The following is a 14,754-nucleotide window of genomic DNA, read 5'->3' as shown; positions in this document are numbered from 1 at the left end:
TTACTGATAGTAGTGTACGCCATGACGTCCTGGTTCACAGATCCCTTCCAGGCGGAGATGGTATTGCGGGCGCTGGTCGCCGGCGTCATCGCCGCGTGGCTGTGTTCGCTGGTCGGATGCTGGGTACTGTTGCGGCGCAGCGTCTTCCTGGGCGAGGCCATGACGCACGGCATGCTGCCGGGGGTGGCCATCGCAGCGCTGCTCGGTGTCAGCCTGTTGGCCGGCGGATTGGTCGCGGCACTTGTCATGGCATTGGGGGTGGCCGCGATCGGCCGATCCGCGAAGTTGTCCTCGGATACCGGCATCGGACTGCTGCTGGTCGGCATGCTCGCACTCGGTGTGATCGTGGTTTCGCGATCACAGAGTTTCGCCGTCGACCTCACCGGTTTCCTGTTCGGTGATGTGTTCGCCGTGCGAACAACGGATCTGCTGATCCTGGGTGCCGCGCTGGTGCTGACGCTCATCGCGGTGGTCATCGGCCACCGCGCCTTCGTGGCGGTCACCTTCGATCCGCGTAAGGCCGCGACGCTGGGACTGCGCCCGAACCTGGCGATTCCGGTGCTGACCGTGCTGATGGCGGTGGCGATGGTGGCCTCCTTCCACGTCGTGGGCACATTGCTGGTACTCGGACTGCTGGTGGCGCCACCGGCCGCCGCCCTGTTGTGGGCGAGCTCGATCCCGCGCGTGATGGCGCTCTCTGCCGTGCTCGGCACGGTCGCGGTCTACCTGGGCCTGCTGATCTCCTGGCACGCAGGTACCGCGGGCGGCGCCACCATCGCCGGGGCCGCGGTCCTGCTATTCTTCGCCTCGGCATTGCTCACCCGGTTGCGCGACCGCTGGGTGACGGCTGCGGCCGTCGCGGCGGTCGGTTGCGTTGTCGCCGGATGTGCCACGGACACAACGACGTCGGAGCCCATCCCGTCGGCGACCACAGCGGATGGAGTCGGCGTCGAGGACGGCGCCAGGGAGGCCGACGGACCGCTCACCAAACTGGTCCTCGTCGATCCGTCGACCGGCGCGGTGTCGGTCTACGATGCCGTCGACGAGGCCGAGACGCGCATCGGCACCTACGGACCCGTCGACATGGTGGTCGGCGACGGCCGCTTCGCCTATCTGCGCACCGGTGAGCGGACCACGGTGATCGATTCCGGTGCATGGACTTTCGACCATGGCGATCACTACCACTACTTCGCAAGTTCGCCGGCCGAGGTGGCGACGCTGGACGTGCCGGTGGCCTCTGTCGCCGCAAGCAACTCGACGGCCGCCGTCCGCTCCGAAAGCGGTGCAACGGAATTGCTGATGCGCGAGCCGCTCGGCCAGAAGTCGGTACACCGATCGCCGTTGGAACTGCCGGCCGGTGTCGCCGCGGCGGCACCGTACGGCGCTCGGGTGGTCACCGTCACCACCGACGGCCGTATCCGGGTCACCGATGCGGCAGGCAGTACCGAGGTCCCCGGCCGATGCCGACAGGCCTCATGGGCCGTGCCCACCCGGCGCGCAGTGCTTTTCGGATGTGACACCGGCGCCGTCCGCGTCACCGGTGGTGAGAAGAACCTGACCGTGACGGCCGCCCCGTATCCCGCCGACGCACCGGCACAGCGACCCACGCGCATGCAGCACCGGGCCCGCGCCGATGTCGTCGCCGGTGTCGCCGATGGGACGGTCTGGATGCTCGACAGCAGGCAGCGTTCGTGGACGGTGCTACGCATTGCCGACGCAGTGGCCGCCAACACCGCCGGTGACGGCACCATCCTGGTGTTGCACCGCGACGGTGCCCTCAGTGCGCATGACGCCCTGACCCGCGCCGAGACTGCTCGGATCACGTTGTTCGCGGCTCCTGTTCCCACCTCGGAGCTCCAGCCCGTGATCGAGATCGATTCCGATCGCGCGTATGTCAACGATGCTGCTGCCCGGGCGGTGTACGAGATCGACTATGCCGACGGGTTGCGGATCGCACGCACCTTGCGGACCGAGGTGAGCCCGGGTCTGATGGTGGAGGCCGGTCGGTGAGGCGCCTGCATGCGCTGCTGTTGACGCTCGTCATGGCGGTGATGACAGCATGCGGCAGCGGCACAGCTCACGACGGTGACATTGTGGTGACCACGAACATCTTGGGCGATGTGGTCCGCCATATCGTCGGCGACACCGCACCCGTCCGGGTGCTCATGCAGGCGGGTGCCGACCCGCACTCCTTCGGAATCTCCGCCCAGGACGCCGCCGCCATGAACGACGCCTCGCTGATCATCCACAACGGTCTGGGCCTGGAAGAGAACCTCGTTTGCAATGTGGAAGGTGCTGCCGCCCACGGTGTTCCGACGCTGGCGGTCGGTGAGCACATCGACCCGATCCGCTACACAGACGGGGAGAACGCAGGTTCGCCGGACCCACACTTCTGGACGGATCCGCAGCGCATCCTCATGGCGGTCGACGTCATCGAACAGGCGCTGCTGCGCGATGTCGCCGGTATCGACCGGGTGGCCTTGTCCCGCAACGCCGAAGCCTATCGCGAGCAGCTGCGTGCACTCGACCGGCATATGTTGGACGGATTCGCGGCGCTGCCTGCCGATCGCCGCAAGCTGGTCACCAACCACCATGTGCTCGGATATCTGGCGCAGCGGTTCGATTTCGACGTGATCGGCGCGGTGGTGCCCAGCGGAACCACCCTGGCCGCCCCCAGTCCGTCGGATCTGCAGTCGCTGGTCGGTGCGATCGAGGATGCCCGGGTGCCGGCGATCTTCGTCGACTCGTCTCAGCCGGACAAACTCGCTCGCGTGCTGGCCGAGGACGCCGGCGTGCGAGTGCGCATCATCGGCCTCTACAGCGAGTCCCTCTCTGCACCAGGAACTCCGGGTGCGACCTATCTGGACATGATGCGCGCCAACACCGACGCCATCGTCACCGGCCTGCGATAGCGGTCAGAAAAGGAGCGAAAATGTCCCACTCGCGGTGGATGTACCGCGTCGGAGCCGTGACGTGCGCGGCGGTTGCACTGACCGCATGCTCATCCGGCGGTGACAATGCAGGCAGCCCCACCCCGTCCGACGGCGCCTCGGATTCGGCTGCTGCCGGTGCGCCGATCGTCGAGCCGTTGGTCGCGACCTACGACGGCGGGCTCTATGTGCTCGATGGGCGCACACTGGAAGTCGAACAGGACATTCCGCTCGACGGATTCCTGCGCGTGAATCCGGCCGGGGACAGCGCGCATGTGCTGGTCACCACCAGCGCGGGATTCCGAATCCTGGACGCTGCGAGCGGCCGGCTGACCGAGGACACCTTCCCCGCCGTCGATGCCGGTCATGTCACCCCGCATGGGGAGAACACGGTCCTGTTCGACGACGGTACCGGTGAGATCACCGCGTTCGACCCACACGATCTGGAAAAGGGCGGCCTGCCGCCGACGCACACCTTCAAGACTCCTGAGCCGCACCATGGCGTCGCGGTGATCCTCTCGGATGGAACACTTCTGGAGACCAGGGGTAACCCGGACACCAGGACCGGTGCCGTTGCGCTGCAGGGGGATCGGGAGATCGCAGTCAATCAGGATTGCCCGGGTGTGCACGGTGAGGCGGTGGCCGCCGACGAGGTGGTGATCCTGGGCTGCGAGAACGGCGTGATCACCTTCGCCGACGGCCGATTCACCAAGATCGCCAGCCCGACACCGTATGGCAGGGTCGGCAACACCCGTGGTCACGAGGACTCACCGGTGGTGTTGGGAGACATGAAGATCGACGCCGATGCCGAACACGAACGCCCCGAGCAGTTCGCCCTCATCGATACCGTCACCGACCAGATGAAGATCGTCCGGTTGCCGGCCGGGGTCAGCTACTGGTTCAGGTCGCTCGGGCGCGGCCCGCAGGCCGAGGCACTGATCATGGGGACCGACGGCAAGCTGCACGTCTTCGACCCCGTCAGCGGCGACGTGGTGAAATCGATCGCGGTGAGCGAACCCTGGACCGAGCCCGACGACTGGCAGCAGCCCGGTCCCGCCGTGTTCACCCGGGGAGACGCCGTGTACGTCTCCGATCCGGCTGCCAAGCAGATCCACCTGGTGGATCTGGCGGGCGGCACCGTCACCGAATCGGTGACCTTGGAGCAGACGCCCAACGAGCTGAGCGGGGCAGTCGGCCACGACCACTGATCCTGAGCGCACCGAGACGGCCCGGCGGAGATTTCCGCCGGGCCGTCCTGTGCGTCATCAGTGTGAATGCTTCTAGTGTGAATGCTGTTGTGCCACGGCCCAGGTCGGCAACGGATCCGGATAGTCGCGCCAGACATCCGGCCCGGCGGCCAGTTCGGCATCGGTCAGCAGTGCCGCGTCGAGCAGCCCGGTGACCTTGTCCCGGTCGAGCTTGATGCCGATGAACACGATCTCCTGGCCCGCTGCGATCTCGGTGCCCGACCAGTACTGGGCGGGTTCGATCACCAGGTTCGGACCCGCCTGCGACCAGATGGCGGCGATGGTGGGTCGGCTCGCGATCCAACAGAATCCCTTGCTGCGCAATACCCTGGTGACCTGACCCAGCGCCTCGCTCAGGCGTTGTGGATGGAACGGCCGGTCGGACCGATAGGTCATCGAGCTGATGCCGTACTCCTCGGTCTCCGGGGTGTGACCGTCGGCGATCTCCTCGTCCCAGCCCGGGGTCGAGGCGGCGGCTTCGGGATCGAACAGCCCGGTGCCCAGCACCTCGGAGGTGTCCACCACACCGTGATCGGTCCTGATCAGCTTGGCGCTCGGATTGAGCCTGCGCAGCAGGGTTTCGACCGTGTCGAGGGTGGCCGCGGATACCAGATCGGTCTTGTTGAGCAGGATGACATCGGCGAACTCGACCTGATCGGTCAGTAGGTCGGCGATGCTGCGCGCGTCGCCCTCGCCCGCGGCCAGGTCACGCTCGGCCAGTGCCTCTCCGCGCACCACCTCGGTCAGGAAGGTCGACGCGTCCACCACGGTCACCAGGGTGTCGAGCTTGGCCAACCGCCCGAGCTGGAAACCGTCCTCGAACTCCCACTCGAAGGTGGCCGCGACCGGCATGGGTTCGGAGATCCCGGTCGATTCGATGACCAGGTGGTCGAAGCGGTTCTGCCGGGCGAGCGCACCGACGGCCTCGACCAGGTCCTCGCGCAGGGTGCAGCAGATGCAGCCGTTGGTCAGTTCGACGAGCTTTTCCTCGGATCGTTCGAGGTGACCCTGTCCGGCGATCAGGGCGGCATCGATGTTGACCTCGCTCATGTCGTTGACGATGACCGCCACGCGGAGTCCGTCGCGGTTGGCCAGGATGTGGTTGAGCAGGGTCGTCTTGCCTGCGCCGAGGAAGCCGGACAGGACGGTGACGGGTAACGGGGCTGTCATGTCACTCCTCAATGAAAATGATTACCAATAAGACATCCTCCGATTCGACGGCGATTAATGCAAACGGTTATCGTTATCGCCGTGACGCACACGCCCCGCATGCTTGCCGCCATCGCGCTGGCACTCCCGTTCGCTCTGGCCGCCTGTGGTTCCGGCGACCAGACCCCCGTCGCATCTGAAGCGGCAACCGCGGATTGCCCGACCACCCCGGTTCGGGTGGTCGTCAGCGTCGATCAATGGGGGCAGATCGTCTCGGCCCTCGGCGGCGCCTGTGCCGAGGTCACCACCGTGCTGGCCGGCTCGTCGGTGGATCCGCACGACTTCGAACCGGCGCCCTCGGACGCCGCGGATTTCCAGGGCGCGCAACTGGTCGTCGTCAACGGCGGGCACTACGACGAATGGGCCACCAAGCTCGCGCAGAGCACGGCGCCCGACGCGCCCGTGGTGAATGCGATCGACATTCTCGGCGGTGAGCACGAGGGGCACGATCACGAGGGTGCGGGCCACGAAGAGCCCGGCCATGAGGGCCATGACCATGCCGACGGAACCAATCCGCACGCCTGGTACAGCCCCGTCGCAGTGACCGATGTCGCGGAAGCGGTCACCGCCAAACTCACCGAGCTGGCCCCGGCCGCCGGTGACTACTTCGCCGGGAAGCAGACCGAGTTCACCCAATCGATGCAGCCTTACCGCTCCCTCATCGACAAGATCAAGGACGGTGCCGCGGGGAAGACTTACGCGGCCACCGAAAGCCTCTTCGACGATATGGCTGCCGCTCTCGAACTGCAGAACCGCACCCCGCAGGGCTATCAGGTGGCCTCGTCGAACGAGACCGATCCGTCCCCGGCCGATCTCGACGCCTTCCTCCGGTTGCTCGGCGACCGGGGTGTCGATGTCCTGATCTACAACACCCAGACCGAGGGTTCGGTGCCCGAGCAGGTCCGTGCGGCCGCCGAGGCCGCCGGCGTGCCGGTGGTGAATGTCACCGAAACGATTGCGCCGGGCGCCGAGACGTTCGAGGCTTGGCAGGTGAACCAACTCACCGCCCTCGCCGAGGCTCTCGGCATCTCGACCTAGTGTTCGAACCCGCGGTGTCCGAACCCGCGCTCGTGTTCGATGATGTGAGCGTCGTCCGCGGCGGCCGGCTCATCTGGTCCGAGGGCAGCTTCGCCATCCCCGCCGGCGGCATCGTCGCCCTCATCGGGCCCAACGGCTCCGGCAAGTCGACCATGCTGTCGGCGATCCTCGGGTTGCTACCCGTGGCGTCGGGCGCGATCCGCGTGCTGGGCGCCAAGCCGGGTGTCAACAACGACGTGATCGGTTATGTACCGCAGGATTACGTTGCAGGCGCCGGGGAGGCGATCCGGGCGCGTGACGCCGTGACGCTGGGCCTGACCGGCAGGCGCTGGGGTGTACACCGCACCACGCGCGCGGACCGGGCTGCCGTACAGGAAGCACTGACCGCCGTGGAGGCCGACGATTTCGCCGACCGCCGGGTGTCACAGCTCTCCGGAGGGCAGCGGCAACGCATCGCGCTGGCCAACGCCTTGGTATCCCGCCCGCGATTGCTGATCCTCGATGAACCGCTGGCCGCCCTCGACCTGCGAAATCAGCATGAGATCGTCGCCCTGCTGGCCCGGCTCAACGCCGATTTCGCGGTGACGATTCTTGTTGTCGCGCACGACCTCAACCCGCTGCTCTCGGTGCTCAGCAGTGCGATCTACCTGCTCGACGGGCACGCTCACCATGCCCCGATCGATGATGTCATCGACGCTGACCTGCTGACCCATCTGTACGGCACCCGGATCCAGGTGGCCAACACCCTGCAGGGCCGGATGTACATGCGGAGCGGGCAGTGACGACGAGCGTCCTCGCACTGGGCTATCAGCAGAACTGGTGGGACATCCTGACTTCGGCGTTCATGCGCAACGCGTTGATCGGTGGCACCCTCGTCGCACTGGCCGCAGGCCTGATCGGCTACTTCATCATCGTGCGCAATACGGCCTTCGCCGCGCACGCGCTGGCCCATATCGGTTTGCCCGGTGCCACCGGTGCCGTCTTGCTCGGGCTTCCGGCGGGGCTTGGTCTCGGAGTCTTCTGTGTCGGCGGAGCGCTGGTCATCGGCGCGATGGGTAAACGCGCGGGGGACCGTGAGGTGACCACCGGCACCGTGCTGGCACTGGCCACCGCCTTCGGGTTGTTCTTCAACTCGCTGGCGACCAAGAACTCCTCGACGTTGACCAATGTGCTGTTCGGCAATCTGCTGGCCATCACCCACGAGCAACTGCTCACCTTCGCCGCCCTGCTGGCCGCGATCGCCGTGGCGGTGGTCGTCATCTACCGACCGCTGTTGTTCGCCTCGGTCAATCCACAGGTGGCCGAGGCGAAGGGGGTGCCGGTACGGATGCTGTCGGTGCTCTTCATGGCGCTGTTGGGGGTTGCGGTGACGATGGCAGTGCAGGCCGTCGGCACGCTGTTGCTCTTCGCGCTCATCGTGACACCGGCGGCCACCGCGATCATGCTGACGGCGCAGCCGTTGGCGGCCATGGCGATCTCGACGGGCATCAGCCTGAGCTCGGTGTGGCTCGGCCTCGGCGTCTCGGCGGTGTTCAACCTGCCGCCCAGTTTCGTTATCGTGACCATCGCCTGTCTGGTCTGGCTGGTGGTCTGGGCCGGTAGCCGGATAACGAACCGAGAACCGTCGCACCGTTGACAGATGGCGCGGTGGAGCATCTCTCGGCGGTCACGGTGCGGACCATCCGCTAGCCTCATGAGGCATGTCCCGAAGTCCGGGTCCGCGGAGGCGGGCGACGCTGGCTTCGCTGGCCGCCGAACTCAATGTCTCGCGCACCACCGTCTCCAACGCCTACAACCGGCCCGACCAGTTATCGGCCGATCTGCGTGAGCGGGTGCTCGCCGCGGCCAAGGAACTCGGCTACCCGGGCCCCGACCCGGTGGCGCGGTCGCTGCGCACCCGGCGCGCCGGGGCGGTGGGGCTGATGATCACCGAGCCGTTGAACTACTCGTTCAGTGACCCGGCTGCGCTGGATTTCGTTGCCGGGCTTGCCGAATCGTGCGAGGTGGCCGGCCAGGGCCTGCTGCTGATCGCGGTCGGCCCCAACCGCAGCGTCGAGGACGGTACCGCAGCGGTGCTGTCGGCCGGGGTCGATGGGTTCGTGGTCTACTCGGCATCCGATGACGATCCGTATCTGCCGGTGTTGCTACAGCGTCAGCTGCCCATCGTCATCGTCGATCAGCCGATCGACGTCCCTGGCGCATCGCGGGTGGGCATCGACGATCGCGCCGCGATGCGGCAACTGGCCGAGTATGTGATCGGGCTGGGACACCGGGAGATCGGCCTGCTGACAATGCGACTGGGGCGGGAATGGCCGCTGGAGACCACCGCGCCGATGGTCGCGGACCCGGAACGGCTGGATTCGCCGCACTTCCACGTGCAGTGCGAGCGCGTGCACGGCGTGTACGACGCGATGACGGCTGCCGGTCTGGATCCGGCGAGCCTCACCGTCGTCGAGAGCTACGAGCATCTTCCCGGCTCCGGCGGGGCGGCCGCCGAAGTGGCGCTGGCTGCGAACCCTCGCATCACCGCGCTGATGTGCACCGCGGACGTGCTTGCCCTCTCGGCGATGGATCATCTGCGCGCGCGGGGAATCTTCGTGCCGGGACAGCTGACGGTGACGGGTTTCGATGGGGTGCCCGAGGCGCTGGCCCGTGGGCTGACGACGGTCTCGCAGCCCGGTATGGAGAAGGGTCGCCGCGCCGGGGAATTGCTGCATCATCCGCCGCGCTCCGGTCTGCCGGTCGTCGAGCTGCTCGACACCGAGGTCATCCGCGGTCGGACGTCTGGTCCTCCGGGCTGAGCAGTCGCGCAACGATGATGTCGTCATGGGTGTGCTGGCCATCCGCGCCGGCAGGAACCTCCCGGCGTCGGCCACGCTCGACTCGCACCTCCCACCGGTCGTCGAACAGTGCGCGGACATCGTCGTGGAGCAGATACATCGCCGGATCGAACCCGTGCGATTTGGCCAACTCGACATCGATATCGGCGTGGTGGACCACCAGCAGCGTTCCCCTTGGGGCCACGGCCGAGAGCAACGCCGTTCCCGCCGCGCCGTCCGGTGTGCGCAACAGCGCGGGATAGTGCGCTGTCACCAGATCGAAGCCGCCGGCAGGAACCTCCATGTCTTCCAGTCGATTTCGCACCCAGCTCACCCGAACGCCGGCCGTGGCGGCGGCTGCGGCCGCCTGTTCGAGTGCCACCCGCGACACGTCCAGCGCGGTCACCTGCCAGCCCCTGCCCGCCAGATACACCGCATCGGCGCCGAGTCCACAACCGATATCCAAAGCCGTACCGGCGGGGAGGCTGGCCGTCTCGGCCACGATGGCAGGGTTGGGTCGACGTGCGGGCAGCCGGTCCAAGAAGGCGGTGTAGCGCTCGTCCCACTCGTCGAAAACCAGTGTGGAATGCGGTGTTTTGGTCATACCACCAGGCTGGCCCGTGGTCCGTCGATCGCGCAAAGGATATTGCTGATCAGGCAAGCCGACGGGTGCGCTCCTCGGCGAGCATTCCCAGCACCGCGGCGACGTCGGTGGGGGAGTCGACCCGGAATTCGGCCAGGCTTTCCCCTGGGCCTACCTTGACCCCGATATCCCCCTTGCGCATCCGCCGGAATGCCTTCTCGTCGGTGACGTCATCGCCGAGGAACACCACAGCCGTTGCGGCACAACGGTCCCGCAGCACGTCGAGCGCCTCGCCCTTGTCGGTGACCACCACCGCGAACTCCAGGACCGACTTGCCCTCGGTCAGGTGCGCATCCCACGTCGCGGCCGCCTCGTGGGCCGCCGCGAGTGCCGCTTCGCCGTCGGCGATGGATGCGTTGCGTACGTGCAGCGCGACGCTGGCCGGTTTGGTCTCCACTGCGACTCCGGGGCGGTTCTCTGCGATGGAGCGCAGTGTCGCGATGATCTCGCCCAGCAGTTCGGCGTCGATATCGTGGACGAATCCGGTGTCGAACTCGGCGCCATGGCTACCGACGGCATGCACGGCGGGTGACGCGGCGGACAGCTCCCTCAGCACCGCGAGTTCGCGTCCGGAGATCAGGGCCGCGGCGGTACCGGGAAGTGCCGCCAGCGCCTCGAGTGCGGTTGCCGCCTCGGGGAGTGGTCGGGCATCAGCGGGATCGGCCACGATCGGCGCGAGTGTGCCGTCGAAGTCGGAGGTGACGAGCAGGCGGGGGGTGTCGGCGGCCTCGATGAGGGCCCGCCGCAGACCGGTGTCGAACACCTCTCACACCTTAGGTTGTTCGCCGTCCCCGATCAGGAGTCGCACCGCGAGATCCAGGCGTTTGGCGACATCGGTGGCCGAGGCGCGCCGGGTCAACCAGGCCAGCAGGTTGGACAGCCAGACATCGGAGATGACCCTGGCGATGTGGTACTGGTCCTCGGTGGGTTCTCCATCGCTCATCGCGCGGGCGAACATCGAGTCCATGAGTTTGCCGACATGATCGACCTCACCGGCGGCCGAGGCATCGGCGAAGACGAAGGCGCGGGTCATGGCCTCGGTGAGCAGCGGGTTGCGCTGCATGGACCGGTTCAGCCTGCCCACCATCACGTTGAGCCGCTCGTAGGGTGTTCCGCCGGTGAGCGTGGCCCGGTCGGATTTGGCGTCGATGCGTTCGAACTCCCGGCCCAGGGCCGACACCAGCAGGTGCACCTTCGACGGGAAGTAGCGGTACAGGGTGCCGACCGCGACATCGGCGCGTTCGGCCACCGCGCGCATCTGGACCGCCTCGTAACCGCCCTTGGAGGCGATGGCCAAGGTGGCATCCAGGATGCGCTTACGTCGTTCCCGCTGGGCCTCGGACCCGAGTTCGGATTCGGACAGCACGGCCACGGCCATCACCTGTCGAGGTGAATCAGAACCCGATCCGGGTTGTGCTGGCGATGACATCTGCCGGGCTCCTTCGTGGTGCGTGTGCCGGGAAAACGATACGCAAGCGGCATGCGGATCCACCACCTCCCCGGCATAGATCACAGCGGCGTGTCCTGCTGCGACGGCAGTCGACTTGACGCTGGGACGCTGGCACTATTAGAACACGTTCTAGTGGGAAGCGCGGCCTTCTCACCCTATGCGAGGAGTAGCCGGTGTCTGTGCTGTCCGTCCCGACCGATACATCGGATGAGGCCGCGGCCCGTGAGCTGGTCAGAGACTGGGTTCCCAGCTCCGGTTCCATCACCGCGGTCCGCAATGTCGAACTCGGTGATCCGCAGGCCTGGCGGGCGCCGTATGCGGGCTTCGCCGAACTAGGGGTATTCGGTGTCGCGGTGCCCGAGGAGTACGGCGGGGCGGGCAGCACCGTGGCGGATCTGCTCGCGATGATCGACGAGGCGGCGGCCGGCCTGATCCCCGGACCGGTCGCGGGGACCGCGCTGGCCACCTTGGTCGCCGACGATCCGGCCGTCTTGGAGGCGCTGGCCACTGGGGAACGCAGCGCGGGCATCGCCATGACGTCCGACATCACGGTCGATTCCGGTACCGCCACCGGGACCGCGCCCTACGTGCTGGGTGCCGATCCGGGCGGGGTGCTCATCCTGCCGGCCGGGAGCCACTGGATCCTGGTGGACGCGAGTTCCGACGGCGTCACCATCGACCCGCTCGAAGCCACCGACTTCTCCCGGCCGCTGGCCCGGGTCACCCTGACGTCGGCACCGGCGCAGCAGCTGAGCGCGTCGGCGCAGCGGGTCACCGATCTCATGGCCACCGTGCTGGCCGCCGAGACGGCCGGTTTGGCCCGTTGGCTGCTCAACACCGCCAACGAGTACGCCAAGGTGCGCGAGCAGTTCGGCAAGCCGATCGGCAGCTTCCAGGCCGTCAAGCACATGTGCGCGGAGATGCTGCTGCGCAGCCAGCAGGTCACCGTCGCGGCCGCCGACGCGATCGCGGCCGCGGCCGGTGACGATGCCGACCAGCTGTCCATCGCCGCCGCGGTGGCGGCAGCCATCGGTATCGACGCCGCGAAGCTGAACGCACGCGATTGCATCCAGGTGCTCGGCGGGATCGGGATCACCTGGGAGCATGATGCGCACCTGTACCTGCGTCGGGCATATGCCAACGCACAGTTCCTCGGCGGCCGGTCGCGTTGGTTGCGGCGCGTCGTGGAGCTGACCCGCGCCGGGGTGCGCCGCGAACTGCATGTCGACACCGCCGACGCCGATGCCATCCGTCCCGAGATCGCCGCGGCCGCCGCACGGATCGCCGCGCTGCCCGAGGATCAACGGGGCCGCGCACTCGCCGAGTCCGGGCTGCTGGCTCCGCATTGGCCGGCACCCTATGGGCGGGACGCGACCCCGGCCGAACAGTTGGTGATCGATGAGGAACTGGCGGCCGCCGAGGTGGCGCGCCCGGACATCTCGATCGGTTGGTGGGCCGCGCCGACGATCCTTGCCGCCGGTACGCCCGAACAGATCGATCGGTTCATCCCGGGCACCCTCAACGGTGACATCTTCTGGTGCCAGCTGTTCTCCGAGCCCGGCGCGGGGTCGGATCTGGCGGCCCTGCGTACCAAAGCGGTGCGGGCCGAGAAGGACGGGGTGACCGGTTGGTCGCTGACCGGACAGAAGGTGTGGACCTCCAACGCGCACCGCGCCAACTGGGGTATCTGCCTGGCCCGTACCAATCCGGACGCTCCGAAACACAAGGGCATCACTTACTTCCTGGTCGAGATGAGCTCACCGGGTATCGATATTCGGCCGCTACGCGAGATCACCGGCGAGGCGCTGTTCAACGAGGTCTTCTTCGACGACCTGTTCGTTCCCGACGACTGCGTGGTCGGGGAGGTGGACGGCGGCTGGCCGTTGGCCCGCACGACGCTGGCCAACGAGCGCGTCGCCATCGCCACCGGTGGGGCGTTGGACAAGGGTATGGAGCATCTGCTCGCCGTGATCGGTGACCGCGAGCTCGACGGCGCCGAGGCCGATCGCTTGGGCGCCCTCATCACCCTGGCGCAGGTCGGCTCGCTGTTGGATCAGCTCATTGCGCGGATGGCATTGGGCGGCAACGATCCCGGGGCACCGTCGAGCGTGCGCAAGCTGATCGGCGTGCGCTACCGGCAGGGGTTGGCCGAGGCGGCGATGGAGTTCCAGGATGGCGGCGGCATCGTCGACTCGCCCGATGTCCGGTACTTCCTCAACACGCGCTGCCTGAGCATCGCCGGGGGCACCGAGCAGATCCTGCTCACCCTCGCCGGTGAGCGGCTGCTGGGGTTGCCGCGGTAGTCAGGTATCCCAGCAACAACCGGACCACCTCGTCTTCCAGCTGGGTGGTGTCGACCTGTTGCACGATGAGCCGGTGCACAAGCGACTCGATGGTGACGACGGTCAGACGAGCAGCGAAGTCCGGGTCGGCGACCTCGACTTCCGGGCGGTGACGCAGCAGCTCGGTCACCCAGGCAACCGCGCGTGATTCGATCTGGTGCAGTCGCTCCAGCAGCGCCGCCGAGCGCGGTGCCTGCTCGAACAACACGCGGTGCAACGCGGGATCACCGCGATGATTGTCGATGGTCGCCCTGACGAAGAGGCGCAGCGTGCTCTCCAATGAGCTCGGCAGCCCGTCGCGCGATCGCTGCGTCAGCAGCTCGCCACCCGCCTCGATGTGTTCGTCGATCAGCGCGGCCAGGATCGCGTCTTTGTTCGGGAAGTATTGGTAGAGCGAGCCGATCGACATCTCGGCGGCTTCGGCGACGCGATTGGTGGTGCCCGCCACGTATCCGTGTGCGCTGAAAATGTGAGCAGCCGCATCGAGTATGCGGCGCCGGGTCTGTGCCGAACGGGCCTGACGTGGCTGTTTACGAGGCTTGAAGCGATCGGTCGGCGCCATGTCATCTCCGCGGAAAAAGCGAGTAGTCAACCACTATGGCGCCGCCGGAGAATCGTCGCCTATGCAGCGCGTACATGTCGAGACCATACTGCCCACCGACGCCGACCGGGTGTGGACCGCCATGCAGTATCCGGTCACGTTCCTCTACGTGTGCCGGGGTCTGTTGAGTCTTCCCGCACTCGATGGACGCAGCGCGCCACTGCGGGTCGGGGAACGCGGGAGCGGCTGGCTTTTCGCCTTTCACGTGCTGCCGGTCTACCGACACACCCTCGAGGTGCTCAGCGCCGATCCCGACACCCGCACGATCCGCACCCATGAGTACGGCGGCGTGCTCACGGCGTGGGATCACACACTCCACGTGGAACCGATTGACGAGAAGCGTTGCCGCTACCGCGATTCGGTCGATATTGACGCGGGCGTGCTGACTCCCGTCGTTGTCCGGGTGGCCCGCGGAATCTATCGATACCGGCACCGTCGGTGGCACCGGCTGGTGGCCAAACACCTCAGCTGAGCG

Annotated in this window: 14 protein-coding genes; 9 read left to right on the top strand and 5 right to left on the bottom strand. The window is 67.2% G+C overall.

Features of this window, described 5'->3' with window-relative positions:
* The first annotated feature begins 21 nt into the window (after positions 1 to 21).
* The 3 genes from aztB to aztD are packed head-to-tail and all read left to right on the top strand — an operon-like array spanning position 22 to position 4,138.
* Positions 22 to 2,010 (top strand): zinc ABC transporter permease AztB, encoded by a 1,989-nt coding sequence (gene aztB, locus PGN27_RS11645; RefSeq protein ID WP_335326261.1) that lies wholly within the window; start codon positions 22 to 24, stop codon positions 2,008 to 2,010.
* Positions 2,007 to 2,912, top strand: a complete 906-nt coding sequence (gene aztC / locus PGN27_RS11640; RefSeq protein WP_335326260.1) for a zinc ABC transporter substrate-binding protein AztC — start codon at positions 2,007 to 2,009, stop codon at positions 2,910 to 2,912. Before aztB ends, aztC begins: the two co-directional genes overlap by 4 nt.
* Before the next feature lie 20 nt (positions 2,913 to 2,932).
* Positions 2,933 to 4,138, top strand: a complete 1,206-nt coding sequence (gene aztD, locus PGN27_RS11635) for a zinc metallochaperone AztD (protein WP_335326259.1) — start codon at positions 2,933 to 2,935, stop codon at positions 4,136 to 4,138.
* Between the two features lie 72 nt (positions 4,139 to 4,210).
* Here aztD and PGN27_RS11630 read toward each other — a convergent pair whose 3' ends face one another.
* Positions 4,211 to 5,347, bottom strand: coding sequence for a GTP-binding protein (locus PGN27_RS11630; protein ID WP_335326258.1), 1,137 nt, complete (start codon positions 5,345 to 5,347; stop codon positions 4,211 to 4,213).
* Between the two features lie 57 nt (positions 5,348 to 5,404).
* Between PGN27_RS11630 and PGN27_RS11625 the strand changes: the two genes are divergently transcribed.
* The 4 genes from PGN27_RS11625 (at position 5,405) to PGN27_RS11610 (ending at position 9,225) form a co-directional block, all read left to right on the top strand.
* Positions 5,405 to 6,424 carry a metal ABC transporter solute-binding protein, Zn/Mn family gene (locus tag PGN27_RS11625; RefSeq protein WP_335326257.1) on the top strand — a complete coding sequence of 340 codons (1,020 nt, stop codon included), beginning with the start codon at positions 5,405 to 5,407 and terminating at the stop codon, positions 6,422 to 6,424.
* 14 nt (positions 6,425 to 6,438) lie between these two features.
* Positions 6,439 to 7,206: a metal ABC transporter ATP-binding protein gene (locus PGN27_RS11620; protein WP_335326256.1), complete on the top strand. Its 768-nt coding sequence runs from the start codon at positions 6,439 to 6,441 to the stop codon at positions 7,204 to 7,206.
* On the top strand, positions 7,203 to 8,060 hold the full coding sequence (locus PGN27_RS11615; RefSeq protein ID WP_335326255.1) for a metal ABC transporter permease: 858 nt from the start codon (positions 7,203 to 7,205) through the stop codon (positions 8,058 to 8,060). The genes PGN27_RS11620 and PGN27_RS11615 overlap by 4 nt, the downstream gene beginning before the upstream one ends.
* A 64-nt stretch (positions 8,061 to 8,124) precedes the next feature.
* Entirely contained in the window at positions 8,125 to 9,225 is a 1,101-nt protein-coding gene (locus PGN27_RS11610; protein ID WP_335326254.1) for an Rv3575c family transcriptional regulator, read from the top strand.
* Here PGN27_RS11610 and PGN27_RS11605 read toward each other — a convergent pair.
* From PGN27_RS11605 to kstR, 3 genes are read right to left on the bottom strand one after another with little or no spacing between them, the layout of a single operon-like run.
* Positions 9,191 to 9,847 carry a class I SAM-dependent methyltransferase gene (locus PGN27_RS11605; RefSeq protein WP_335326253.1) on the bottom strand — a complete coding sequence of 219 codons (657 nt, stop codon included), beginning with the start codon at positions 9,845 to 9,847 and terminating at the stop codon, positions 9,191 to 9,193. The genes PGN27_RS11610 and PGN27_RS11605 overlap by 35 nt on opposite strands.
* A gap of 49 nt (positions 9,848 to 9,896) precedes the next feature.
* Positions 9,897 to 10,649, bottom strand: a complete 753-nt coding sequence (gene otsB, locus PGN27_RS11600) for a trehalose-phosphatase (RefSeq protein WP_335326252.1) — start codon at positions 10,647 to 10,649, stop codon at positions 9,897 to 9,899.
* 3 nt (positions 10,650 to 10,652) lie between these two features.
* Positions 10,653 to 11,315 carry a cholesterol catabolism transcriptional regulator KstR gene (kstR, locus tag PGN27_RS11595; RefSeq protein WP_030137087.1) on the bottom strand — a complete coding sequence of 221 codons (663 nt, stop codon included), beginning with the start codon at positions 11,313 to 11,315 and terminating at the stop codon, positions 10,653 to 10,655.
* Positions 11,316 to 11,509: 194 nt separating this feature from the next.
* Between kstR and PGN27_RS11590 the strand changes: the two genes are divergently transcribed.
* Positions 11,510 to 13,639: an acyl-CoA dehydrogenase family protein gene (locus PGN27_RS11590; protein ID WP_335326251.1), complete on the top strand. Its 2,130-nt coding sequence runs from the start codon at positions 11,510 to 11,512 to the stop codon at positions 13,637 to 13,639.
* Here the strand turns inward: PGN27_RS11590 and PGN27_RS11585 are convergent.
* Positions 13,599 to 14,240 (bottom strand): TetR/AcrR family transcriptional regulator, encoded by a 642-nt coding sequence (locus PGN27_RS11585; protein ID WP_335326250.1) that lies wholly within the window; start codon positions 14,238 to 14,240, stop codon positions 13,599 to 13,601. The genes PGN27_RS11590 and PGN27_RS11585 overlap by 41 nt on opposite strands.
* Before the next feature lie 61 nt (positions 14,241 to 14,301).
* On the opposite strand from PGN27_RS11585, the gene PGN27_RS11580 reads away from it, so the two are divergent.
* Positions 14,302 to 14,751 carry an Rv1443c family protein gene (locus PGN27_RS11580; RefSeq protein WP_335326249.1) on the top strand — a complete coding sequence of 150 codons (450 nt, stop codon included), beginning with the start codon at positions 14,302 to 14,304 and terminating at the stop codon, positions 14,749 to 14,751.
* Positions 14,752 to 14,754: the final 3 nt, after the last annotated feature.

The sequence above is a fragment of the Mycolicibacterium neoaurum genome, from assembly GCF_036946495.1.
Classification (GTDB): Bacteria; Actinomycetota; Actinomycetes; order Mycobacteriales; family Mycobacteriaceae; genus Mycobacterium; species Mycobacterium neoaurum_B.
This window is presented reverse-complemented; position numbering and strand designations above follow the sequence as displayed.